The following is a 25779-nucleotide window of genomic DNA, read 5'->3' as shown; positions in this document are numbered from 1 at the left end:
CAATTTTAAACTTTATTTTTAGGCCTAATTACTCTATTAGAAGATGAAAAGGTGAATAGCATGAATATGATGAAGAAAAATAATAAAAGGAAGGATAATAGGATTCAAAGAATTATATTATTCACACTTGTATTTATTATAGGTTATATATTGCTTGTTACGGCAATAACTCCAAAGCAATATAACCTAAAAGAAGGAGATATACCTAGAGTAGACATAAAGGCACCAAGAGATATTATAGATGAAAAAGCAACTAAGGAAAAGGAAGAGCAATCACTCGAAAAGGTAGGTAAACAGTATACCTTAAAGCCGGAAATAAAAAAACAATCTGAAGATAATATTAAAGTTTTGTTTGATAAACTTGTTTCTATTAGTAATGATTCGAATGCAACGGCTCCAGCAAAAGAAAGTGATAAAATAACTGAACTAAAGAAGTTGACAGTATTTAAATTAACTGAAGATCAATATAAAGTATTAGTAAATATACATAAGGATAACTTAAGTGATTTACAAATAAAAATGTTAGCTGTCGTTGATTCGGCATATGAAAAAAATATAAATGAAAATGATGAGACAGCAATTAAAGAAGCAAGAAATATTGTGGCTGACAAGATAGATGCTTTAAGTTTAGAATTAGAATTATCTAATGTATTAAAACAGATAATTCAAAGTCAAATTAATCCTAATGTTTTCTTTGATCAAGAAAAGACAGATGAAAAAATACAAGAAGCTCAGAAAAGTATTTCTAAGGTTGTAATAAAACAAAATCAAACAATTGTAAAAGAAGGGGAACCAGTTACAAAGGATCAAATAGATATTTTATCAGACCTAGGTATGCTAGATAGTGAAAATGCTTCTGTAAATTTATATGTATATATTGCACTTGCAGTTTTTCTAGCTATAATATTATTTCTCCAATATATTTACATTAAAATAAATTACGGTGAAATGTATAGAAATACTAAAAAACTAGTATTGATTAGTTTTATAAATCTTATTTCTTTAGTATTTGGTAGAACAATAGGAATTGCATCACCATTTTTGATTCCCTTTGCATGTGCTCCTATGATGCTCACATTATTATTGAATTACAAGATATCATTTGTTATGAGCGCTTTAAATATAATTCTTATAAGTGCGTTAAATGGGTTTGATGTTCAAATAATAATATTGGGTATAGTAAGTTCTATAATTGGATCGACTTTATTAAAAAAAATACAGCAAAGGAACGAATTGTTGTATTCAACATTATATGTTGCAGCAGCAGGGGCGATTTTTTCACTGTCAACTGGGATGTTAATATCAAGCAATTTTATGGACATTTTAATAAAAGGTGGACTTACAATTATAGGAGGACTTCTATCAGGAATCCTTGCTTTGGGGATACTACCATTTTTAGAGGGAGTATTTAATGAAGTCACAACTTTAAAGTTATTAGAATTATCAAATCCCAATAATCCACTTTTAAAGAGACTTTTAATGGAGGCTCCTGGAACATATCATCATAGTATGCTTGTAGCGAATCTCGCTGAAATGGCTGCAGAAGAAGTTGGGGCAAATTCTGTAATTACTAGAGTAGGATCTTACTATCATGATATTGGTAAAACAGAAAGACCATATTTCTTTGGAGAAAATCAGATGGGAGGAGATAATCCTCATAAAAACATACCGGCTAATTTAAGTACGATGATAATAAAATCTCATGTAAAGGATGGTCTAGAATTAGCTAAAAAACATAATTTACCAAAGGTAATACAAGATATTATTGAAGAACATCATGGAAAGACGTTAGTTAAATATTTTTATTACACTATGAAAAATAGTGCTGAAAATCCAGATGATATAAAAGAAGAAGATTACATGTATGAAGGTCCTATACCTAGTACAAAAGAAGCAGGGATAGTTATGCTTGCAGATAGTGTTGAGGCTGCTGTAAGGTCAATAAAGAATCCTAGTAAAGAGAAAATTAATGATATGGTCAATTGCATAATGGATGATAAATTATCATCAGGACAATTAAATAACTGTAATTTAACATTGAAGGATATAGAAAAAATTAGAACCTGCTTCTTGACTGCATTAAATGGAATTTATCATCAAAGAATAGAATATCCTCAAGAAAAAATCAAAGATTTAAGCGATGAAAACAATGAAGTTGAAACTAAGGAGCAATAAAAATGATTTATGTAGATAATAGACAAGAAAAACTAGAGGTAAAAGATAGTTTGATAGACCAATTAAAAAAAGTAATTGAATTTACATTAAAAGAGGAAGAAGTAAATATTGAATGCGAGATTTCTTTAGTATTTGTTGATAATGATGAGATTAAACAAATTAATAATGATACTAGAAGGATTAATAAAGAAACAGATGTGTTATCTTTTCCTATGCTTGAATATGAGGAACAAAAAGTCTTTAAAGAAATGTACAAAGATTATAAATTTTCCCAAAGTGATTTTGATGGAGATGAACTTGTGCTTGGAGATGTAGTACTATCTTTAGAAAAGGCCCTAGAACAAAGCAAGGAATTTAATCATTCCTTTGAAAGAGAAGCATCATACTTGGTAGTGCATTCGATACTGCACTTATTAGGGTATGACCATATGGAGGATGATGAAAAAAAGATTATGAGAAGCAGGGAAGAAGAAATTCTAAATAAACTCAATATACCTAGATAAAAATATTGTATTTCACATAATTTTTAGTATAGATGGTGAATACTATTGTTTGTCTTTTAGTTACGTGATATGTTGGTAAGTTCTACTTAACAGTTTGAATAAGTAGAGCTTACTTTCTTATATAATAGGTGAAAATTTTTAGATTGCACTACATGAGTTTTAATTAGATGGGGGTTAAGATTATGTTGCAAGTAAAGAGGCATTATAAATTATTAAATATACTTAAAAGAGTAAAGTAGGGGTTAGCAATGAAGATGAAAAAAACACTAGAAAGTTTTAATAATGCGATAACAGGTATCATCGACACAGTAAGAACAGAAAGAAATATGAAGATACATTTAATTGTTGCGTTAATAGTATTAATTTCAAGCTTTTTCTTTGATGTAACAAAATATGAGTTTTTAATTTTGGCTGTTACAATAGCCATGGTAATTGCAGCAGAACTCGTGAATACCGCTATAGAAGCAACAATTGATATGACAACTAATTATTATCACCCGCTGGCTAAGATAGCCAAAAATGCAGCAGCAGGAGCTGTACTTATTACGGCCATAAATGCATTGCTTGTTGGTTATATTGTATTTTGGGAAAAGTTAACTAAGTTTTCTTTCACTTTAATCAACAGAGTTAAAAATTCAGAGCCGTATACAATGCTGATCGTATTAATAATAGTTTGCATTGTAACAATCATAGCAAAGGCTATATTTGGTGAAGGAACTCCTTTAAAAGGGGGAATGCCTAGTGGGCATAGCGCTTTAGGATTTTCCATTGCAACAGCAATATCATTAATTACAGAAGAACCAATCTGCATTCTTCTAAGTTTTTTACTAGCATTTATAACAGCGCAAAGTAGAGTGGACTCAGAGGTTCATAGTATTCTAGAAGTAATTGTCGGAGCGATATTTGGGGTTTTATTAACATTATTTATTTTCACTTTATTTAGACTTTAGCTAAACTCGTGGTAATAAAATTTTTATTTACAGGAGAATATATTAAAGAAAAGTAAGTTTAAATAATAATTAACAAAAAACTAGGTTGCCATAATTTAATAGTGAATATAAATAATTATTAAATTATGGTAGTTAATTAGATTGAGTACATTGTCAATTAACTTATAAATAGAGTATACTATTTGTAAAGTAGTATAACATTAGTTAAATTAGTTAAGCTTCTATCAAAATGAAGCTTATTTTTGAGGAGGAAAAAATGTTTAGATCAGGATTTGTTACAATAGTTGGAAGACCTAATGTAGGTAAATCAACTTTGTTAAATTACATAATGGGAGAAAAGTTATCAATAGTTTCAAATAAACCACAAACCACAAGAAATAATATTCAAACAATATTGACAGGTGATGATTATCAGATGGTATTTGTTGATACACCTGGTATACATAAACCTAAACATAAATTAGGTGAATACATGGTTAATTCGGCAAAGGAATCTACTAAAGATGTAGATTTAGTATTATTCTTAACCAATCCAGATGAGGAGATTGGTAGAGGAGATAAATTCATATTAGAAACTCTAAAAGGAAAAAAATGCCCAATATTTTTAGTGTTAAATAAGGTTGATGAAAGCACTCAGGACAGAGTAGCTAAAAGTTTAGAAATGTATTCTAAAGAATTTGAATTTGCAGAAATAATACCGATATCTGCAATTAAGGGTAAAAATGTTGATAGATTGGTAGAGCTTATGAAAAAGGCAATGCCAGAAGGGCCAAAGTATTATCCAGATGATATGATTACTGATGTACAAGAAAAGTTTGTTGTATCTGAAATAATCAGAGAAAAAGCACTAAGGACACTAAGGGATGAAGTTCCTCACGGTATAGCTGTAGATATAATTCAAATGAAACAAAATGATATAGGAACATATCATATAGAAGTGGATTTAATATGCGAAAAGGATTCGCATAAAGGTATAATAATAGGTAAAAATGGGCAAACACTTAAAAGAATTGGAGAAAATTCAAGATACGAATTAGAGAAATTTCTAAGATGCAAGGTTAATTTAAAGATATGGGTTAAAGTTAGAAAAGAGTGGAGAGACAATCAGAACTTACTAAAAGAACTGGGTTATAAGTCTAAGAAATAAAATAAAGTTATACTCCTGATGAATTTGATCTTGTTCTTAGAAATTAAAAACGAACATTAAAAGTTTTTTAATACATAAGATAAGATAAAGAGATAATAGTGGAAACATGAGATAAATGGGGGATGATTAATCTGTCTACTTTTGAAACCAAAGCTGTAATTATTAAGACACAAGATTTCAAAGAAAACGATAAATTAGTTTGGTTTTATACTGAAAAATTAGGAAAAATCACAGCTGTAGTTAGGGGCGCTAAAAGAAGTAAAAGTAAGTTTTTAGCGTTGACATTACCATTATGTTATGGAGACTATATGGTATATAAGGGTAAAAATCTATATACTCTTCAAGAAGGAAAGATAATTAATTCTTTCCAAGGACTTTTAGATAATTTATATAAACTTACTTATTCTTCATATTTATGTGAGCTTATAGATATTGCTTGTGCTGATAATGAGGTTAATATTGAGTTGTTTAGAAATTTGGTTACAACATTATACTTATTAAATACAGATGCATTAGATTATGAACTCTTAATAAGATCATTTGAGTTAAAATTATTAAAGACTACTGGATATAGTTTGATATTAGATGATTGTAGTATTTGTAGAAAAAAGATATCTACATCAAATTATATAAGCCTATCGTATTATGGTGGTGTATGTGATGAATGTCCCAAAGAACATGGTCTATTCATTTCTAAGGGTGCATACAATGCTTTAAGATTTCTAATGAATATGGATGTAGATAAGATATATAGATTAAATTTGAATAATGAAATAAAGGAAGAGATAGAAAGGGTTACTACTTTTTTGATATCCAATAATTATGCAAAAAAGCCTAAAAGTTTAGATATGTTAAAATTTATTAAGGAGTGATGAATTATGGAAAATATAACATTAGAAAAAGTTGATATGATACGTGAAAGAACAGGTATCAGTTATGAAAAGGCTAAAGAAGCTTTAGAAACTTGTGAAGGAGATGTACTTGAGGCCTTAATATACATTGAAAAGACTCAAGGCATACCAGAACAAAATAGCTCCGACACTGAAGGCGGCAAAGTTACAATGACAATAGAAGAGCTAAGAGCTTGGTTCAAGCAAACAATAGAAAAAGGCAATGTAGCAAGGGTTAAAATTAAGAAAGACGATACAGAGCTAATAGATATTCCAGTTAATGCGGGACTTGCAGCAGGAGTTGTGGCGATTATAATACCACCATTACTTGCAGCAGGAGTTATTGCAGCAATAGCAACTCAAATTACAATAGAAATAACTAAAGAAGATGGATCAGTAGAGGTAGTAAATAAGTATGTTTCAGAAGTTGCAAGCACTGTAAAAAATGCAGCAAGTGATTTTGCAGATAAAATCAAAACTAAAGTAAATGAAATAAAACATGATCACGAAGCTAATAAATATAACAATGATTCAAATGATAAGGGATATACTGGTGGTTCAGATACAGTATATAGTTATACTGTAAATTTTGAAGAAGAAGAAAAAGAAGAAGAAAAAGAAGAAGAAAAAGAAGAAGAAAAAGAAGAAGAAAAAGAAGAAGAAAAAAATGAAAATATAGAGAAAGAAAATTCAGAAAATTAAAAGATAATGATAGAAATATATAGGAAAACATATTTATAAGTAGGATAAAATTATTATTCAAGAGATATTTGGTGAATTTATTTGATTTTTCTGAAAATTAACTCTAGTCAAACAATAATTACATGATATAATTAGAGTGTAATAAAAATTAATACAAATTAGCTAAATATTTCTTGAAGTTATAGAAAGAGGGATAAGATTGAAATTATCACCTAGGCAAGAAGAAATAGTATGCTTAGTTAAAGAGAATGCGCCAATTACAAGTGAAGCACTTGCTGAGAAGATAGGAGTTACTAGAGCAGCACTTAGGGCAGATTTAGCAGTTCTTACAATGATAGGAATTCTAGATGCTAGACCAAAGGTTGGATATGTATATACAGGGAGATCTTCTAACAAATTAGTTTATCAGCAAATTAGTAAAATTAAAGTATCGGAAATTATGTCAAAACCTGTGACAGTAAGCGAAGATACAATGGTATATGATGCAATCGTATACCTGTTTTTAAATGATGTGGGCACGTTATTTATAGAAAATAACGGAATATTAACAGGAGCTGTTTCAAGGAAAGATTTTCTTAAAATTTCTATAGGGGGGACCGATATACACAAGGTTCCAGTTGGAGTAATCATGACTAGAATGCCAAATATAATATGTGCAAATGAAAATGATAATGCCTATGATTTAGCGAAGAAGATTATTGAACATGAAATTGACAGTATTCCAGTTGTTAATATAGTGGAGAGGTCTGATGGTAAGGACCAAATGAAGATAATAGGAAAGGTTTCAAAGACTAACATAACAAAATTATTTGTTAAACTTGGAGAAATCGAAAATTAATTATTAGGGTAACTACGAAGTCTTTAGGCGCACGAAAGAAAATAATAAGTCCATGATGCGATGAATATTTCCTGTTAGATAAGGAGGTACGTTTACCTCATAGTGGACTATTAAGTAAACATGCTGATAAGTATAACGGCAAATACACTGGCATGCAGACTTATTATTTTATTTCATGTGCCTTAGGTAGGCATCGATAGTAAATATAGTGAGAAAATTATAAGAAAAGAGGGAGTATTGAGATGTCAAATAAGTATGTATATCTTTTTAGTGAAGGAAATGCTTCAATGAAAAATCTACTTGGAGGAAAAGGTGCTAATTTAGCAGAAATGACTAGTCTAGGGATTCCAGTACCAAATGGTTTTATTGTTACAACAGAATCTTGTAATAAATATTACGAAGATGGTAGAAAAATTTCTGACGAAATAATAGGTCAAATCTATGAAAATTTAGCTAAACTCGAAGAATCTACAGGTAAGAAATTTGGAGATAACACAAATCCTTTACTAGTTTCAGTAAGATCTGGTGCAAGAGTTTCAATGCCAGGAATGATGGATACAATTTTAAATCTTGGATTAAATGATATAGCAGTAGAAGCTATGGCTGAGCTAACAAACAATCCTAGATTTGCATATGATTCTTATAGAAGATTTATTCAAATGTTCTCTGATGTTGTTATGGGGATTGAAAAGAGATTATTTGAAAATAAAATCGATGAACTTAAAGAAAAGAAAGGTGTTGAATTTGATACAGATTTAACAGCTGATGATTTAAAAGAGTTAGTTGATGAATTTAAGGCTCTTTACAAAAAAGAAAAAGGTGAGGATTTTCCAAGTGATCCAAAAGTTCAATTAATAGAATCTATAACAGCTGTTTTTAGATCTTGGGATAATCCAAGAGCTATTGTATATAGAAGATTAAATGATATTCCAGGAGAATGGGGTACAGCTGTAAATGTACAACAAATGGTATTTGGTAATAAAGGAGAAACATCAGGAACTGGAGTTGCATTTTCAAGAAATCCAGCTAATGGAGATAACGCTATATATGGTGAATATCTAATGAATGCACAGGGAGAAGATGTTGTTGCAGGTATCAGAACACCACTTGAAATAGGAAAATTAAAAGAACAAAACCCAGAAATATATGCTGAATTCGAGGGAATTGTTAATAGGCTTGAAAATCACTATAGAGATATGCAAGATATGGAATTTACCATAGAAGAAGGTAAGCTATACTTCTTACAAACTAGAAATGGTAAGAGAACAGCTCAATCTGCTTTAAAGATTGCAGTTGATTTAGTTGAAGAAGGAATGCTTACTAAAGAGCAAGCAATATTAAAGGTTGAGCCTAAACAATTAGATACATTATTACACCCAGCTTTCTACACTGAAGATTTAAAGAGTGCTACACCAGTTGCAAAAGGGTTGCCAGCATCTCCAGGAGCTGCATGTGGTAAAATTGCATTTACTGCTAATGAAGCTAAAGATAGAGTTGCACTTGGTGAAGATGTAGTTCTTGTAAGACTTGAAACTTCTCCTGAAGATATTGAAGGTATGATAGCTGCTCAAGGAATACTTACTGTAAGAGGAGGTATGACTTCTCACGCTGCCGTTGTTGCAAGAGGAATGGGAACTTGCTGCGTAGCAGGATGTGGAGCTATTAAGGTTGATGAAGAAAAGAGAATAGTAGAGATCAATGGAAAAGTTTATACAAGTGATGACTATATTTCAATTGATGGTACTAGTGGTAATGTATATGGAGAAAAGATAAAGACTGTTACTCCAGAAATATCAGGACATTTCGCAACATTTATGGGATGGGCTGATGAAATAAGAAAATTAAAAGTTAGAGCTAATGCAGATAGTCCAAGAGATGCAAAGCAAGCTGTTGAATTTGGTGCAGAAGGTATAGGTCTTTGTAGAACAGAGCATATGTTCTTTGCAGAAGATAGAATTATGGCTGTAAGACAAATGATTACTTCTAAAGATGTTGAACAAAGAAGAGTTGCTTTAGATAAGATATTACCAATGCAAAAATCAGACTTTATAGGTATTTATGAAGCAATGGAAGGAAGAGCTGTTACAATAAGATTGTTGGACCCACCTTTACATGAATTCTTACCAACTGCTGATGCAGATGTAAAAGAATTGGCTAGAGAAATGGGAATAACTTATGAAGAATTAAAAGCTACAGTTCAAGAACTTCATGAGTTTAATCCAATGATGGGTCATAGAGGATGCCGTCTTGCAGTATCTTATCCAGAAATTGCTGAAATGCAAGCAAGAGCTATTATTGAAGCTGCAATAGAAGTTAATAAAGATAAAGGTTATGATATAGTGCCAGAAATAATGATTCCATTAGTTGGAGAAATTAAGGAATTAAAATATGTTAAAGATGTAATTGTGAATACAGTTGAAGCAGTTATGAAAGAAAAAGGTGTAACTTTAGAATATAAAGTTGGAACTATGATAGAAATACCAAGAGCTGCATTAACAGCTGATCAAATAGCAAAAGAAGCAGAATTCTTCTCATTTGGTACAAATGACTTAACTCAAATGACATTTGGATTCTCAAGAGATGACGCAGCTAAATTCTTATCTGCTTATTATGAAAAGAAGATTTATGAACAAGATCCATTTGCTAAATTAGATCAAACTGGAGTAGGTTCACTAATTAAGATAGCCGCAGAAAAAGGAAAGGCTACTCGCCCAGACATCCATCTTGGTATCTGTGGAGAACATGGTGGAGATCCTTCATCAATTGAATTCTGCCATAACACAGGCCTTGATTATGTGTCATGTTCACCATTTAGAGTGCCACTTGCAAGACTTGCAGCAGCACAAGCACAAGTGAAAAATAAAAGATAATATCTATGTTTATAGGCTTGTCTAAAGACTTGATGCAATTAAGAGTTTAATTATTCATACAGTAAAAAGTATAGGATATTGTAATTTAAAACTTTACTAGTTTAAATGCAATATCCTATTTTTTATTTAAGAACTTGTAGTTCATAAATATTAGTGATTCTATTTGGAATCATGACAATTAAAATCTCTGAGCATTTCTGTAAACTGTTCTAGTTTAGAATCATCCCATTTTGAAGTACGTTCATGGAATAGAGATTCTTATGATTACTAATCCAATAGTTGTAATAACCGGGGCTACCAATGGTCTTGGACAGCTAGTTGCAAGCGAATTAGCATCATCTTATTTTAACTGCTAGGAGTAAGGATAAATCCGAAGCAACTAAAAAAATGATAAAAAGTATAGCACCGAAAGCAGAAGTAGAATTTTTCTTCGGAGATTTGTCATTGATGAAAGATGTCAAAAGAATAGGAAATGAGATTAATATTTAAAATAGCAGCCTCTTGAATATGAAATTCAAGAGGTTTCTATTTTACATCAAATTCATATTATATTTTGTTTGTACTGCATTTATTATGTTTAATGCGAAGTCATATTGGAAGTCTGACTTTGAAACAGCATTTGAGAGCAGGGTTGAAAAAGCGGGTTTATTACATTTATGAATATTTTTGTAATAATCCCTTGAAATCTTCCAATACTTTTGTGGAAAGCAAATATATGAGATTATATATCTTAAATCTGATTTTGTTAAGGGAGAAATTTCGTTATAATTATCCAATACAGATAAAGCTAAATCAATATTCCATTTTGTATTTTCTCTTTTTAATAATCGACGCATGAAGTATGCTAAATCTTTCGCACAATAATCTACCTTACATTTATCAAAATCTATAATCCATGGATCTAAGTCTTCAGGGAAAATTAAGTTCTTATTTACATAATCACCATGACATAAAGATTTACTTAATTCGCTAGTATCAATCTTGTTAGAAATATCTAAGGATACCTTTGCAAGCCGTAAGTTTGTATCAAAGCTTGATATGAATTGCCTTGAAAAGATATCTTTGTATTTAAAGGCTTCATTTGATGATTCAAGTAAATCTTGAAAGTGTTTTAAAGTTGATATGTAATAATCATCAAGTCCTTGTTTTGGCGAACTACCTAAAATAGGTTGAAAATTACGCGATATCGAATGAATAGCAGCAAGTTTTTTTATGGAGATTATTACATGATCTGAGTTATCAAAACTGCATTTTTCACCTTCAATCCAAGGAGTAAGTATGAAAAGCATATTCTGATAAGATACAAAACGATTATTATCAATTGTAGGTAAGAGTTTCGGAACTCTGATATTATTTCTATACAGCCATTCAATTGCTGAGTACACATATAATAAATCTTTAATATCATAATAAACCTTTTTTAAACAATAACTCTTTTCATTATAGTCTATTCTGTAGACAGCCCTTTGTTTTTCAGTATCCTTAAACTTAATTACAGAGATTTTACCATTCTGTAAATTATAATATGGTAAAACATTTTGTTTTATGATTTCAGGGGACAAGTTAGATTCTTGTAAAGATAAAATTTCACTACCCATAATACACTCCTTTATAAAGTGATTCTAATTTATATTAATAAAGAATTTTAAAGGAAATTAATCAAAATCAGCTTTGTTCAATAAATATTAGATAAAATATAAAAAACCTCATTATTAAATAATATTAAAGTGATTATAGTAATATACTTAAAGTATTTTATAAAAATATAAAAATTTATATGTAAAGGATATTATTTTTTTATTATTTGCAAATAATAAATATAGCCAATAAATAGAGGAATATAATGATAAGAGTAGAATACATAAAAAGAGGTGAGAATATATGAGTGTGAGAGAAAAAATTCAGAATTTTGAAAGCTTGACATTAATTCCAGAAGCAGCTTTTTCAAAAAACTCTCTAGGGAGAAAAATAAGGGAAGACGATGATGAAATTAGAACTTGTTATATGCTTGATAGAGATAGAATTATTCAAAGTAAATCATTTAGACGCCTCAAGCATAAGACACAAGTATATATAAAAACTTTTGGTGATCATTATAGAACAAGATTAACTCATACCCTTGAAGTATCACAGGTTGCTAGAAATATTGGTGTTGGAATTGGATTAAATGAAAATTTAATTGAAGCAATAGCATTAGGGCACGACTTAGGGCATGTTGCTTTTGCTCATAATGGGGAAGAGGTATTAAATGAATACCTAAAAGATGGTTTCCGTCATAACGAACAAAGTGTGAGGGTCGTTACAAAACTCGAAAATAATGGGTTAGGCCTTAACTTAACTGAAGAAGTTATTAACGGAATATTAAATCATAGTGGTCTAGGTACTATAAAAGACATTATTACATTAGAGGGAATTGTAGTTAAATATAGTGATAAAATGGCTTATTTAAACCATGATATAGATGACTCTATACGTGCAGGTTTACTTAGCATAGAGCAGATTCCAAAAGAAATTGTAAAAGTTTTAGGTGATAATTCAAATCAAAGATTGAACACTTTAATTAAGGATTTTGTAAAAACATCCAATGAAAATCTTATGAATGGAATACGAGTGGTTGGGTTAAGCAAAGAAATTAATGAAGCGATGATAGAACTTAGACAATTTATGTTTAAAAATATATATTTAGGGGATACCTTAAAGGTTGAGAGAAATAAAGCGAAATTTATTCTTGAGCAATTAATAAAACATTTTGAAGAAAATCCCAATCAAATGCCAGAAATATATTTAAGAATAGCAGAAAACGAAGATTTGCAAAGAGCTGTTGCAGATTACATTGCTGGTATGAGTGATGATTATTGTTTGTCGTTATTTAATAAAATATTTGTTCCAAAGGTTGTAATAGATTAGTTATTTATTAAATATATGTATTAAGTCAATAATTTTAGTTAAAGATTATTTATTTAATAACGATATTTTTAAAATAAAAAAAGGATTTTAAAATAAAAAAAAGAAATATTAATACATAGTGCAATTATTAATGTTATTTTTAAATGATTTACTTAAGTAAATAAAATAAATATAATTTTTATATGATTTAAGCAGGAAAACTCGTTTTTATGTCGAATAATATATAATTGCCAAAAAAAGCAGTAGGAAGGAGATGTCTCCTTGCAAATACCAGAGGAAGTAATTGAGAGTATAAAGCAACAAAATGATATTGTTGATATTATTTCAGAAGATGTAAGATTGAAAAAATCAGGAAGAAATTATATGGGATTATGTCCATTTCACAATGATAAGTCCCCATCATTCAGCGTTTCTAGTGAAAAGCAGATCTACAAATGTTTTTCGTGTGGAGAAGCAGGGAATGTTCTTACATTTATTATGAAATATAAAAAACTTACTTTTGTAGAGGCTGCAAAGTATTTAGCAGATAAAGCTAATATTCCATTAGAAATGCACAATCAGGAAAATAGCAAGGTTTCTCAAAAAAAAGAGCTTTTATTTAAAATAAATGTAGAAGCCGCACGATATTATTTTGCAAACTTACAAAATAATAAAACAGCAAAAGAATATTTTCTTAAGAGAGGAATCAAAGAAGAAACAATAAAAAGATTTGGACTGGGTTATTCTCATGATAGCTGGCATGGAGTAATGAATTATTTAAGAACAAAAGGTTATAAGAATGATTTCTTACTTGAAGCAGGATTAGTTTCACAAAATGAGAAGACTGGTAATGTATATGACAAATTTAGAAATAGAGTAATGTTTCCTGTATTTGATGTAAGAGGAAAAGTTATTGGGTTCGGAGGACGGGTTTTAGATGATTCAAAACCAAAATATTTAAATTCACCAGAAACAATGATTTTTCAAAAAGGAATTAATCTGTATGGATTGAATTTTGCAATTAAAAACAGACTACAAGAGGATTATATTATTATAGTTGAAGGATATATGGATCTAATAGCACTTCATCAATATGGTATAACTAATACAGCGGCATCACTTGGAACTGCACTTACTACAAATCAAGTAAGACTTCTTAAGAGATATGTAAATAAGGTCATAATTTCTTACGATGCTGATTTGGCTGGCCAAACCGCAACTTTAAGGGGACTTGAAATTTTAAGAAGTGCTGGGTTAGATGTGAAAGTATTAACAGTACCTGAAGGAAAAGATCCTGATGAATTTGTGAGAAACAATGGGAAAGAGGCATTTTTAAGATTAGCAAAAGATGCGTTACCTCTTATTGAATATAAGATAAAAAGGGCATCACAAGGCATAAATCTTAAAAATGGAAATGAATTGATAAAATACGGAGAAAAGTTCGCAGAAATATTGGCAGACTTAAATCCCATTGAGAAAGATGTATATATAAAGAAAATTTCGGAAGAAACATCGATTAAAGAACAAGCATTATATGACTTACTTTCACAAGTAATAACAAAAAATCAAAAAGATGACAATTTTGTGAATAAAAAGGAATATTTTGGAACAAAATTATATGTAGAGCCGGGTTATTTAAAGGCAGAGAGAGCACTGCTGAACTTGATGTTAAGAGATAAGTTTTATGAAGAATTAAAGGGTGCTATAAAATTAGGAGATTTTGTAATAGAATCCCATAATAAAATTTATTCATTAATATTACAAGGCAAAAGTGAGGATACTATAAATATAACCTCATACGTTGAAAGCAGATGTGATGATGTTGAAAGTTCTAAAGAATTGACTAAAATAAAAGAGCATGAAATTTTAGATTTTAGCGATAAGGATAGACTGATTAATGATTATTTAAAACAAGTTAAAAGTTATAAACTTAAATTACAAATTGATGAATTGAAGATAAAGCAAAATAGATTTGAAAAAGAAGGGGAAATTGAAGAATCTATAAAAATTGCTATGGAGCTTACTAAATTATCGGAGATACTTAAAAAGGGAGAGAGAGGTTAAAGGTTGTGACGGAAGGAGGCAATAATAATATGGAACAAAAAGCGAATGGAAAAGTTGTAAAGCCAAAAGATGATAAAAAAGATAAGAATGCTAAAATGGTGGCCGTAAAGGAATTAATTGATAAAGGTAAGAAGAATGGTTCGTTAACATATAAAGAAATTATGGAAGCAATGGATCATATTGATTTAACTCCAGAACAAATAGAAAAAATATATGAAGTTTTAGAGATGACAGGTGTCGAAATTATAGGCGAACCAGTTGATAATACTGTTGAAGAAGAAGAACTAGATTTATCAGTTCCGGAAGGTATCGCCATAGATGATCCAGTTCGAATGTATTTAAAAGAGATTGGTAAAGTACCTTTATTGTCTTCTGAACAAGAGATGGTTTATGCTAGAGAAATAGAAGAAGGAAATCAAAAGGCTAAGAAAAAATTAGCAGAAGCAAATTTAAGACTAGTTGTAAGTATAGCTAAAAGATATGTTGGAAGAGGAATGTTATTCCTAGACCTAATTCAAGAAGGAAATTTAGGACTTATAAAAGCAGTTGAAAAATTTGATTATAGAAAAGGATTCAAGTTTTCAACTTATGCAACATGGTGGATTAGGCAAGCAATAACAAGAGCTATTGCAGACCAGGCTAGAACAATAAGAATTCCAGTTCATATGGTTGAAACTATAAATAAACTTATAAGAGTGCAAAGACAATTATTACAAGAGCTTGGTAGAGATCCATTCCCAGAAGAAATTTCAAAAGTTATGGAGTTACCAGTAGATAAGGTTCGTGAAATCCAAAAGATTGCACAAGAGCCAGTTTCATTAGAAACTCCAATTGGTGAGGAAGAAGATTCACATTTAGGTGACTTTATTCCAGATGATGAAGCACCAGCACCAGCAGAAGCTGCTGCATTTACAATGCTTAAAGAACAATTAATAAATGTTTTAGATACATTAACTCCAAGAGAAGAAAAAGTATTAAGATTAAGATTTGGTCTTGATGATGGAAGAGCAAGAACTCTTGAAGAAGTAGGTAAAGAGTTTAATGTTACTAGAGAAAGAATTAGACAAATTGAAGCAAAAGCTTTAAGAAAATTAAGACACCCATCAAGAAGTAAGAAATTAAAAGATTATCTAGATTAATAGCGAAGCACCTATATTTAGGTGCTTCTTTTAAGTGAGGATCTAAATCTTTGATTTAGTTATCCGAACTTAGTTAAATCACGTATGTGATTTAACCTCCTTAAAAAGAGATTTAGTTAGCTGAACTTACTCTGTGAGTAAGTGATAAGTGAGAGTCCGAATCTCTGATTTAACTTCCTTAAAAAATAGAAAAGAGGTCAATAATGGAATTAAGTAAAAGATTAAACTGGATTATAGAAAAACTTGATAATGCTAAGGTTATAATGGATGTTGGAACAGATCATGGATACATACCAATATATTTAGTTAGGAATGGTATAGCTGAAAAAGTTATCGCATCAGATATAAATAAAGACCCATTAAAGAAAGCACAAATTAACGCAGCATTAGATGGTGTATCAGATAAGATAGATTTAAGATTAGGTGGTGGATTAGCACCATTAAAAAATAGAGAAGCAGAGGCTGTAATTATTGCTGGAATGGGTGGGAATTTAATTAGAGATATATTGGAAGCGGATTTTAATAAAGTCAAAAATTTGAAATATCTTATACTTCAGCCGGCTCAAAATCCTGAAGTTTTAAGGGAGTATTTATATAGTAGCGATTACGAAATCTTAGATGAAGATTTATGTTTAGATGAAGGTAAGTATTATGAATTATTTAAAGTAAGACATAAAAGTGGCGATTATATAAAGTTAGAAAGTATATTTTATGAAATAAGTCCTACTATGTTAAGTAAGAAAGTGCCTTTATTAAAATCGTATATAGAAAGTAAAATTGATAAAAATAAAAAAGTAATTAATTTTATCGTGGATGATACTGATCACGCAAAAGAGAGAAAAAATGAACTGAAAAAGAAAAATGAAAGATTAGAAAGTCTTTTAAAAAGTGTTAGGTGGTGATCTTATGATCAGAGTAATGGATATTGAAATGGAAATCGAAAGACTTGCTCCAAAATTTTTAGCGGAAAGTTATGATAATGTTGGATTAATGGTTGGTGATGAACTTAAGGAAGTAAAAAAGGTTTTTCTAGCTCTTGATTGTACAAAGGAAGTAATTAAAGAAGCAGTAGAAAATAAGAGTGATTTAATTATAACACATCACCCATTAATTTTTAGAAAGCCTAAAAGTATAATTAAAGGTGAGCTTTTAGGAGATAAAGTGATAGAATTAATCAAAGAAGATATTGCACTATACTCATGTCATACTAATCTAGATAGCGTTAAAGGCGGGATTAATGAAACGTTAGTTAAGATGCTCGGATTTAACTCTGATGAAATAATCGAGCCGTGTGAGAATAGTAATTATAAAGATAGTGGAATTGGAAGAATTGTAAGATTACAAAACGAAACTACTTTAAATGATATAATTAACATTGTTAAGAAAAATTTAAATATAAAAAATATGAGGATTGTTAGAGGGAATGATAAAATAAAAGCACTAGCAATTATAAATGGCAGCGGTCAGGATTATTTTAGTAAAGCAAAAGCTTTAGGTGCGGATTGTATAATAACAGGGGATACAACTTATCATTATGCATCTGATTTTAAAGAGATGGGAATAAGTATAATTGATGCTGGACATTTTGCAACTGAATATCTTATATTTTTAAAGACATTGGATTTTTTAAGAGAAAAATTTAAGGGTGTTGAATTCACTGTTTCAAAGAAATGTGAAGATCCATATGAATTTGTTTAAGGCACATGACTTGTTATTTATTTGATTGTGCCTAATATATACAAGCATATATTCTACTATGAAATTAATACTTTTAGTTTCATAGTATTTTTTTGGGAAAATATTAAGAGAATTAATTAACTAAATTGAGAGATGGTTGCATATAATGATATTGTAATAATAATTTAGCGGTGGATTATGAGTAGAGACGATGATTATAATGATAAGGCTGGAGGAGATTTGAAAAAAGATTTTAAAAATATGTTCAAACATAGTAAGAGGGCAATACAAGATTTTTTTAGAGGCGGAAGCAGAAGAAAGAAATTTGGTGGAATAAATGGATGCTTTCCTTTCTTTCCTAATAAAAATCCTCTTTTAATGTTATTATATCCTAAGTTGATAGTAGCTGGAGTAATACTTTTGACATTATTATTTTGCGGAGTCAGTATATATGGCATAATAATACTATTGCTATTAATAATAATATTTATTTTAATATAATTCTTAATGAAATTTAAATTAATTTAAAAAATATTTGCATATTAGTATAAGGTGTGTTAATATAGATTTTGCGAGTGAGACGTGCAATCGCTGCTAGACTTAGATCTAGGAGAGGAAAGTCCGAGCTCCATAGGGCAGGGTGCTGGATAACGTCCAGTCAAGGCGACTTGAAGGAAAGTGCAACAGAGATATACCGCCTAAGTTTTACTTAGGTAAGGGTGGAAAGGTGATGGTAAGAGCTCACCAGCGTGATGGAGACTTCACGGCTATGTAAACCCCACTTGGAGCAAGACCGAATAGAGAGGCATTAAGGGGCTGCCCGTCCCGCCTCCGGGTGCGTCGCTTGAGCTTACTGGCAACGGTAAGCCTAGATAGATGATTGCTTAATACAGAACTCGGCTTATGGCTTATCTCGCAACAAGTAATTGCAAGGATTTGAGGAATACCAAGTTGGTATTTTCCCTTAACTTTCCCTTGCTTTTTTTGCGTACAAAACATTTGATAAAACATCTGTAGCTTCAGTATTCATTTCTTTTGTTACGTGAGTATAAATATCTGATGTTGTCTGCATTATGGAATGGCCTAAACGTTCTTGTATTATTTTCATTGATACCTTATTCTTCAAAAGTATGGTTGCATTACTGTGTCTTAGATCATGCCAGCGAATATTTTTTTCTATGCCGCAATATTTACATAATCTTTTTATTCTTTGGAGAAATCTAGATGGTATTATAAATTTCCCGTTTTCTTGAACTAATAGAATGTTTGGAGATATATCTTAAAATATATTTTTTATATAAAATTCTCCATATTGAATTTTTTTAGTTTTAATAATTTTTTATGATTTTCTATTTTAATATATAATAATTCACTTATTTGTGAGGTCCTATAAAATGATTCTGTTTTTAATCTTTGAGATAATACATAACTATTTTTTACTCTGATTAACGCTTGACGAACTTTTAAGGTCTGCTTTTTAGTATCAATATGTTTATCTATATCCAATCCGCACAATTCACCACGTCTTAACCCTGTTTCTGCTGTAATATCCAATGCTAGTCTAAAAATATAATCTTCATATGAATCTGAATTTACTCTTTGATATATAAGCTTTAGTTCTTCAATTGTAAGTACATTTGCTTTAAATTTCGCTCTTTTAGGTGTGTCTACGAATCTGCAAGGATTGCTATTTAATAAACGTATTCATTGTCAAAAATTTCTGAAAAGCCTAGATTTGGTTCAAATCTGATGTAATATTTTCCTATCCAATGGTTACCGTCTATCACTATTCGAATATACTGTAGGCTATTGTCCTACTTTGATAATATACCAATAAATAAGAAATTGTTAATACATTGCTTAAACTATTAAATTTGGATTATAATGTATTTAATATTGATTTTTGGGAGGAATTTATGAAAGTATCATTTAATTTAACTAAAAAAGATTGTTTTAATTTAAATTTCTATATTTTAAAGAGATATTTTTTACTAAACTTTCTTGTATTAATTGTAGTTAGTTTTATTTTAGGAATTATTACAAAAAGGTTTTCTTTCGATTTCATCGTTGGCTCTATTATTTATTCAATTGTAATAGCGTTTATTTTTTTTCTTATATTATTATTTATTGTTCTTTTTAGAATATGTTTTAGTTCAAGCTATAAAGTGGGTGTATTGTGTGAACATGTCATAGAAATAGATGATGAAGGTTTTACGGAATCCACTTCAGTAAACCGAGATTTTTGTGTATGGAGTTCGATATATAAGGTTAAACAAAATAAAAAATATATTTTTATCTTTATTAGTAAATATAAATATCATGCTATACCTAAAAATTCTTTTAATTCCTTTGGTGCGCTAAATTACTTTTACGGTAGTTTAGTTAGTTTTTGGAATAAAAATAAATTGAATAAAAAAATAGATATAACATGCTAATTATTATTCGTACTGTTTGGACCTTCTATTTATAAGAAAGAACCTCTATGAATTATAGAAGTTCTTTTTGCACACGCTTTGCCCACAAGGAGTAAATTTTAATAAGTTATAATCAGTTATTATAAGTCTTTTTTGTTTCTTTAGGTCTTGTTTTTACCATGTTTTTCGTTATAATAAATCATTATAAATTACTATTAGGTGTAATATATTTTGACTACAGAACTCTGATTATGGCATATCTCGCATCAGTAAAATAGCTACTTTGGAAATGATGGAATGAAAAACTTCCATTATTCTTCCACTGGATATTTTTTTTGTTTTGAGACAGTAAAGAAGATATCTTTTTACTAGCAGATTTCTGCATTTCCATTGTGGCATGAAAATATATGTTTAGTGTTGTACTAATATCTGAATGACCTAAACGTGATTGAATAACTTTATAGTCAGTTCCTTCTCCTAAAAGTTGAGTGGCATTTGTATGCCTTTTTTTCGTAAATTGGATCACCCGATTTATCCACATATCTTTGTACTTCAATGCATTGAAGGTAAAATTAGTATATTTGAATTGCCTGTTACAGAGGTTATTAAATCAAAGAAAATTATCATAAAAGAATAAAATAAAGAAAATATTCTTAGGAATCATTGATCACAAGGACGTTTTCTTTATTTTATTCCTTAATGTTATTTATTAAATTCATCTATATAAAGTGTGCTTATTTTTAAAGATTTAATAATCAGCCCAATATCTCATTTAGGAAATATTTTATGCAAGCTAAAAAATGAGCTATCGCTAATGGATTTTAATCCGCTAATGCGACAGCTCTTATAATGTCTATTTTGATTTTTTAATAGGATTTACTTACTAAACCATGCTTTACTAAGTAAATTAATACCTTCAGCAATCTCACTCTCAGTCATTCCACCAAAACCAAGAAAAACCATATTATTAGAATATTTATCCTTTCGTAACCAATATGTAGATACAGGAGAGACTATAACACCATATTCTTTAGCTTTTTCTATTATCTCTTCTTCAGATAATCCATTATTTAATTCTAGCAAGATATGCAAGCCTGCATTTTTACCATGAATAATAACATTGTCTCCCATAAATTTATGAATAGAGTGGATTAACATATCATGTCTTCTTTTATTTAGAAGAGATATTTTACGCAGATGACTATCCCAATGTCCTAAATGCATAAACTGTTGAATTATTTTTTGCTCAACTATTGGAACTGAGGTTTGGTAGCTACTAAAAAAATTATCATATATTTCTAGTAATGATTTTGGTAATACCATATAATTCAATCGCAAGCTTGGGGATAAAGACTTTGAAAAAGTACCAATATATATAACACAACATTTTGAATCAATACCTTGTATTGAAGGTATTGGCCTTGAATTGTAACGAAGTTCACTATCATAATCATCTTCAATTATAATTCCATTTTCTTTTCTTGCCCAATCTAATAATTGTAACCTTTTTTGAATCGGCATCACTGATCCAGTCGGAAATTGATGTGAGGGGGTTACATATACTATCTTCGTGGAGCTATTTTCTAATTCAGTAATATTTATTCCATCCTTGTCTAAGCTAATTGGAACAACATCATACCCGTTATTGTCAAAAATTTTTCTTGCACCAATGTAGCCAGGATCTTCCAAAGCTACTTTAGAAAAATTGTTTCTGAACATCTGGCATAGTAAACTTAAACACTGCTCAAAGCCCGAAGTAATAATAACCTGTTCTGAGGTACAGTAGACACCCCTTGACTTATTTAAATAATCCATTATTTCTATTCGTAATTCTTTTTCGCCTTTACTACCAGTATAAGATGTCATAACCTCAGCATCTATAGAGGCCAAGCATTTATTTGATATCCTCCTCCATAAGCGCAAAGGAAAATCAGAAGCATTTAACTTTCCATATTTGAAATTATACTTATAATTATTATCAGAATTCATCTTAGGTAAAGTAGTTTTTTTATATTTTTCAATATTGACAGAGTTATCTCTCTTTAACTTAGTGATTAGCATACTATCTAGTTTCTCAACTATGAATCCGCTGCCTGCTTTACTTGTGATATATCCTTCAGAAGAAAGTTGTAGATAAGCACTTTCTACTGTATTTCTACTGACATTTAATGTTGTTGCAAGCGTTCGTGTTGAATATAGCTTACTGCCTTCCAAAAGCTGTCCTGAAATTATCTCTTCTTTTAACTGCTCATAAATTTGCAAATATAGTGGAACACTTGAATCGTTATCTAGAACAATCATTTTTTAAAACACTCCCCTTATGAACTGTATCCTATAAAATAAAATGAATTGGCACTTTTGATGAGTACACATTGATTGTATAATTGTTTTATAGAAAAGTCAATGTGCACAAATTAAGACTTTTTAAAATATTAAAATAATTAAATTTGTAGAATTACAGAGGAGGAATTTAAATGTTAAATGAAAAATTGCTTGAAGTTATATCACATGAAGGTGTAGTAGCTATAGTATCTTGTAGTAACAATGAGGCGCATGTAGTTAATACTTGGCATTCATTTCTTAGTGTTACTGAAGATGGTAGGATATTATTACCTGCAGGAGGCATGAGAACAACTCAAAAAAACATAGAAGCAAATAATAAAGTTAAAGTTACTTTAGGTAGCAAAGAGGTTATGGGACATCAAAATCCAGGAGCAGGATTTTTAATTGAAGGAACTGCAAAATTCCTTGTAGAGGGTCCAGATTTTGATATGGTGAAGAATAAATTTCCTTTTTTAAGTAGAGTATTAGAAATAACTGTTGCATCTGCTAAGCAAACATTATAGTTATAATATAACTCGATTTTTGAAAAGAGTACTTTATATTAGTGAAAGAACTAAAAAAGTGCTCTTTTATGTTATTCATTTTTATTATTTTCAACTTAATTAGGGTAGTAGGAGCATCTGTGTCATGCACTTAAAAGAAAATATTGTTGAAAACCTAAACTAGATTATAATAAAGAGAAAGCTATATAAGGAGGAATTTTTTAAATATGAATAAGAAAGGAATTTTGATTGTAACACTGGCGTTACTGTTGTCAAATGCGATGGCTGGATTAGATGGAACAATTGTAAACACCGCATTGCCTGCAATTATAAGTGATTTACATGGAATTCAATACATGGGGTGGATAGTTGCTGTTTTTTTATTGGGAATGGCAGTAGTAACACCACTATGGAGTAAATTAGGAGAAAGGATTGGAAATAGAAGAACCTATCAGATAGCTACATTATTATTTGCTATTGGTTCAATATTTCAGGCATTATCAAGTGATATTATATTGTTCTTAATTGCAAGAACTATCATGGGAATAGGGGCAGGTGGAATGAACACTATCCCATTTATAATTTATGCAGATTTGTATAAAGATTTAAAAAAGAGAGCTAAGGTTGTTGGATATGCCACAGCAAGCTTTAGTGCAGCTGCTATTATTGGGCCATTAATTGGGGGCTGGATAGTAGATACTTTTAGTTGGCATTGGGTATTTTATATTAATGTACCAATTGCATTAATCTCAATATTAAGTGTTCAATTTTTCTTTAAGGAGACAAAAAGAATTTCTAATGGTGAAAAAATTGATTATCTAGGTGCTGGTATTATGGTAGCCAGTTTGGTGATACTTTTAACAGGAATTCAAATGATAGAAACAGCATCGCTCGGCCTAGTTAGTATTTTAATTATTATCGGTCTAATTTTATTGATAGTACTATTTAAAGTAGAAGAAAAAGCAGCAGATCCTATTATTCCTAATAGACTTTTTAAAAATGGTCCATTAGTAGTTGATTTCATATTATTTGCTCTTTTATGGGGAGCATTTGTTGCATTTAATATATACATACCAATGTGGGCACAAGGCTTATTAGGAGTAAGTGCTTTAATTGGAGGAGTTACGCAGATTCCAGGTTCTTTTACAAACTTTGCGGGTTCAATAGTTGGACCAGCTATACAGCCAGCATTTGGCAAATATAGAACAGTAGCTTTAGGAACCTTAGCCTTTATAATTTCTTTTAGTATTATGGTATCTGCTGGAATAGTAATACCAATGTGGGTTTTGCTAGTATCGGGAGCATTTGAAGGCTTTGGTTTAGGGTTAAGTTTTAGTATTTTACAAATTAGTGTACAACAGGATGCGGAAAAACGAGATATTCCAATTGCAACATCTTTTGCATATTTATTGCGTATTTTGAGTCAGACATTTATGTCATCAATATATGGAGTAATTTTAAATAATGCTTTAAATAAAGGTGTTGCTGACACTCATGGAGAAGTTACTATTGCGATGTTAAATAAACTAAGTGATTCACAAAGCTCAGGGGATTTGCCTAAAGATTTAATACCGCTTATGAAACAGATTATGTATGGCGGACTTCATAATATAATGATAGTGGCACTTGTATTGTTAATAGTTGCTCTAATTTTTAATATTGGGCTGCAATTAAAGATCAAAAAAAGCAGTTAAGTTATTTACATCAAAAGTCGTTTCGATATTCTATTAATAAATGATGACATTGAAGGCGAAAAGTTAGTAAATCCTGATTTATCAGTAATATGTAATAAAAGTGGTTTTACAGATAATAAGTATATAGGAGTACCAATCCTAATAATAGAGATATTAAGCCCATCAAATAGCTAAATCTACACGCCTTCTTCCTTGTAATAGGGATATTATGTTTATGACAGATAAGGTGTTAATAGTGAATAAGAAGCTTCATTTAATGAAGATAGTGCTGCAGATGCATATAAAAGAACTGTTTTTAATTTAGACATGGCAAGGAAGTTTTATCGTTCCCTTTATATTTTTGGTTTTTTATATTCATAAAGTTAAACATAAAGTGGAGTATTTTTATTACCATCTAAAATAGGTATTATTTCAGACATTCCTATAACCTCCTGCAACTGGTACCGTAAAAAATATAGAAATTGATACTTTTAATGATAGCAGATTGAAATTATAATTTAAGTATCGAAATTAAATAAATGGAGGAATAAAAAATGACCGAGGACTTAATAACAATTAAAGAATTAACAGAAGAAGAGCAGTGGAAAGATGCTTTTTTAGTAATGAAACAATTACTAACTGATTTAGATAAGAAAAAATATTTACAACTTATAAAAGAGATGTACACGGAAGGATATAAAATGTTTGCCCTATTTGAAAAAGGGAAAATTGTTGCAGTTACAGGTGTAATCCAGCTTACAAACTTATATTATGGAAAACATATCTGGGTTCATGACTTAATCACCGATGAAAGTAAAAGGTCAAAAGGATATGGAGAAAAACTTTTATTACATATACAAACTTGGGGTAAGGAAAATGGATGTGGGATAGTAGTACTTTCTTCTGGCTTCGAAAGAGCTGATGCACATAGATTTTATGAAAATAAGATGGCATATACTAAATCAAGTTATGTTTTTAGAAGACAAGTCTAAGAATTACTTGTCTTAGTCTATAATAAAGATACTG

General features: G+C 29.9%; 24 protein-coding genes and 1 other RNA gene. 20 read left to right on the top strand and 5 right to left on the bottom strand.

The genetic code is table 11. The features are described 5' to 3' along the window. Window positions 1–69: 69 nt before the first annotated feature. The 9 genes from CLCHR_RS15835 (at window position 70) to CLCHR_RS25475 (ending at window position 10431) form a co-directional block, all read left to right on the top strand. Complete coding sequence (locus CLCHR_RS15835; RefSeq protein ID WP_169896818.1) at window positions 70–2175, top strand: HD family phosphohydrolase; 2106 nt, start codon at window positions 70–72, stop codon at window positions 2173–2175. A 2-nt stretch (window positions 2176–2177) separates the two neighbouring features. Then, on the top strand, window positions 2178–2678 hold the full coding sequence (gene ybeY / locus CLCHR_RS15830) for an rRNA maturation RNase YbeY (RefSeq protein ID WP_079440804.1): 501 nt from the start codon (window positions 2178–2180) through the stop codon (window positions 2676–2678). Window positions 2679–2926: 248 nt separating this feature from the next. Continuing rightward, window positions 2927–3628 carry a diacylglycerol kinase gene (locus CLCHR_RS15825; protein WP_079440803.1) on the top strand — a complete coding sequence of 234 codons (702 nt, stop codon included), beginning with the start codon at window positions 2927–2929 and terminating at the stop codon, window positions 3626–3628. A 256-nt stretch (window positions 3629–3884) separates the two neighbouring features. Beyond that, window positions 3885–4775 carry a GTPase Era gene (gene era / locus CLCHR_RS15820; protein WP_079440802.1) on the top strand — a complete coding sequence of 297 codons (891 nt, stop codon included), beginning with the start codon at window positions 3885–3887 and terminating at the stop codon, window positions 4773–4775. A gap of 122 nt (window positions 4776–4897) precedes the next feature. Continuing rightward, window positions 4898–5647 carry a DNA repair protein RecO gene (recO, locus tag CLCHR_RS15815; protein WP_079440801.1) on the top strand — a complete coding sequence of 250 codons (750 nt, stop codon included), beginning with the start codon at window positions 4898–4900 and terminating at the stop codon, window positions 5645–5647. Between the two features lie 6 nt (window positions 5648–5653). Beyond that, window positions 5654–6367, top strand: coding sequence for a DUF4342 domain-containing protein (locus CLCHR_RS15810; RefSeq protein ID WP_079440800.1), 714 nt, complete (start codon window positions 5654–5656; stop codon window positions 6365–6367). Window positions 6368–6566: 199 nt separating this feature from the next. Continuing rightward, window positions 6567–7205, top strand: a complete 639-nt coding sequence (gene ccpN, locus CLCHR_RS15805) for a transcriptional regulator CcpN (protein ID WP_079440799.1) — start codon at window positions 6567–6569, stop codon at window positions 7203–7205. 242 nt (window positions 7206–7447) lie between these two features. After that, window positions 7448–10075: a pyruvate, phosphate dikinase gene (gene ppdK / locus CLCHR_RS15800; RefSeq protein ID WP_079440798.1), complete on the top strand. Its 2628-nt coding sequence runs from the start codon at window positions 7448–7450 to the stop codon at window positions 10073–10075. 230 nt (window positions 10076–10305) lie between these two features. After that, window positions 10306–10431, top strand: coding sequence for a hypothetical protein (locus tag CLCHR_RS25475; RefSeq protein WP_278337009.1), 126 nt, complete (start codon window positions 10306–10308; stop codon window positions 10429–10431). A gap of 174 nt (window positions 10432–10605) precedes the next feature. Here the strand turns inward: CLCHR_RS25475 and CLCHR_RS15790 are convergent, their stop codons facing one another. Beyond that, entirely contained in the window at window positions 10606–11673 is a 1068-nt protein-coding gene (locus tag CLCHR_RS15790; protein ID WP_079440797.1) for a CotS family spore coat protein, read from the bottom strand. A 283-nt stretch (window positions 11674–11956) separates the two neighbouring features. Between CLCHR_RS15790 and CLCHR_RS15785 the strand changes: the two genes are divergently transcribed. From CLCHR_RS15785 to rnpB, 7 genes are all read left to right on the top strand, one after another. Further along, window positions 11957–12982, top strand: a complete 1026-nt coding sequence (locus CLCHR_RS15785) for a deoxyguanosinetriphosphate triphosphohydrolase (protein WP_079440796.1) — start codon at window positions 11957–11959, stop codon at window positions 12980–12982. Between the two features lie 261 nt (window positions 12983–13243). After that, entirely contained in the window at window positions 13244–15025 is a 1782-nt protein-coding gene (dnaG, locus tag CLCHR_RS15780) for a DNA primase (protein WP_079440795.1), read from the top strand. A 29-nt stretch (window positions 15026–15054) separates the two neighbouring features. Next, window positions 15055–16164 carry an RNA polymerase sigma factor RpoD gene (gene rpoD / locus CLCHR_RS15775; protein WP_079440794.1) on the top strand — a complete coding sequence of 370 codons (1110 nt, stop codon included), beginning with the start codon at window positions 15055–15057 and terminating at the stop codon, window positions 16162–16164. 203 nt (window positions 16165–16367) lie between these two features. Further along, window positions 16368–17066: a tRNA (adenine(22)-N(1))-methyltransferase gene (locus tag CLCHR_RS15770; RefSeq protein WP_079440793.1), complete on the top strand. Its 699-nt coding sequence runs from the start codon at window positions 16368–16370 to the stop codon at window positions 17064–17066. A gap of 4 nt (window positions 17067–17070) precedes the next feature. Beyond that, window positions 17071–17862: a Nif3-like dinuclear metal center hexameric protein gene (locus CLCHR_RS15765; RefSeq protein ID WP_079440792.1), complete on the top strand. Its 792-nt coding sequence runs from the start codon at window positions 17071–17073 to the stop codon at window positions 17860–17862. Window positions 17863–18039: 177 nt separating this feature from the next. Beyond that, complete coding sequence (locus CLCHR_RS15760) at window positions 18040–18342, top strand: hypothetical protein (protein ID WP_079440791.1); 303 nt, start codon at window positions 18040–18042, stop codon at window positions 18340–18342. Window positions 18343–18413: 71 nt separating this feature from the next. Then, an RNA gene (gene rnpB / locus CLCHR_RS15755) (RNase P RNA component class A) lies at window positions 18414–18761 on the top strand. Between the two features lie 44 nt (window positions 18762–18805). On the opposite strand, the gene CLCHR_RS25250 is transcribed toward rnpB, so the two are convergent. Together CLCHR_RS25250 and CLCHR_RS25245 are read right to left on the bottom strand one after the other, a co-directional pair. Next, entirely contained in the window at window positions 18806–19072 is a 267-nt protein-coding gene (locus CLCHR_RS25250) for a tyrosine-type recombinase/integrase (protein WP_243128322.1), read from the bottom strand. Window positions 19073–19134: 62 nt separating this feature from the next. Further along, window positions 19135–19449 carry a tyrosine-type recombinase/integrase gene (locus tag CLCHR_RS25245; protein ID WP_242966116.1) on the bottom strand — a complete coding sequence of 105 codons (315 nt, stop codon included), beginning with the start codon at window positions 19447–19449 and terminating at the stop codon, window positions 19135–19137. A gap of 308 nt (window positions 19450–19757) precedes the next feature. Here CLCHR_RS25245 and CLCHR_RS15745 point away from each other — a divergent pair, with 308 nt between their 5' ends. Beyond that, on the top strand, window positions 19758–20276 hold the full coding sequence (locus CLCHR_RS15745; protein ID WP_079440790.1) for a YcxB family protein: 519 nt from the start codon (window positions 19758–19760) through the stop codon (window positions 20274–20276). Window positions 20277–20490: 214 nt separating this feature from the next. Here CLCHR_RS15745 and CLCHR_RS15740 read toward each other — a convergent pair whose 3' ends face one another. Together CLCHR_RS15740 and pdxR are read right to left on the bottom strand one after the other, a co-directional pair. Then, window positions 20491–20781 (bottom strand): tyrosine-type recombinase/integrase, encoded by a 291-nt coding sequence (locus tag CLCHR_RS15740; protein ID WP_242966114.1) that lies wholly within the window; start codon window positions 20779–20781, stop codon window positions 20491–20493. Window positions 20782–21131: 350 nt separating this feature from the next. After that, window positions 21132–22556 (bottom strand): MocR-like pyridoxine biosynthesis transcription factor PdxR, encoded by a 1425-nt coding sequence (pdxR, locus tag CLCHR_RS15735; protein ID WP_079440788.1) that lies wholly within the window; start codon window positions 22554–22556, stop codon window positions 21132–21134. Between the two features lie 173 nt (window positions 22557–22729). Here pdxR and CLCHR_RS15730 point away from each other — a divergent pair, with 173 nt between their 5' ends. The 3 genes from CLCHR_RS15730 (at window position 22730) to CLCHR_RS15715 (ending at window position 25745) form a co-directional block, all read left to right on the top strand. Continuing rightward, the gene (locus CLCHR_RS15730) at window positions 22730–23101 is read left to right on the top strand and encodes a pyridoxamine 5'-phosphate oxidase family protein (protein ID WP_079440787.1); all 372 of its coding nucleotides are present in this window, start codon (window positions 22730–22732) and stop codon (window positions 23099–23101) included. A gap of 206 nt (window positions 23102–23307) precedes the next feature. Further along, window positions 23308–24774: an MFS transporter gene (locus CLCHR_RS15725; RefSeq protein ID WP_079440786.1), complete on the top strand. Its 1467-nt coding sequence runs from the start codon at window positions 23308–23310 to the stop codon at window positions 24772–24774. 533 nt (window positions 24775–25307) lie between these two features. Further along, on the top strand, window positions 25308–25745 hold the full coding sequence (locus CLCHR_RS15715; protein ID WP_079440785.1) for a GNAT family N-acetyltransferase: 438 nt from the start codon (window positions 25308–25310) through the stop codon (window positions 25743–25745). Window positions 25746–25779: the final 34 nt, after the last annotated feature.

This window comes from Clostridium chromiireducens, from assembly GCF_002029255.1.
GTDB classification, from domain to species: Bacteria; Bacillota; Clostridia; order Clostridiales; family Clostridiaceae; genus Clostridium; species Clostridium chromiireducens.
Note: the sequence above shows the minus strand (reverse complement) of the source record. Positions and strands in the feature narration are given on the sequence as shown.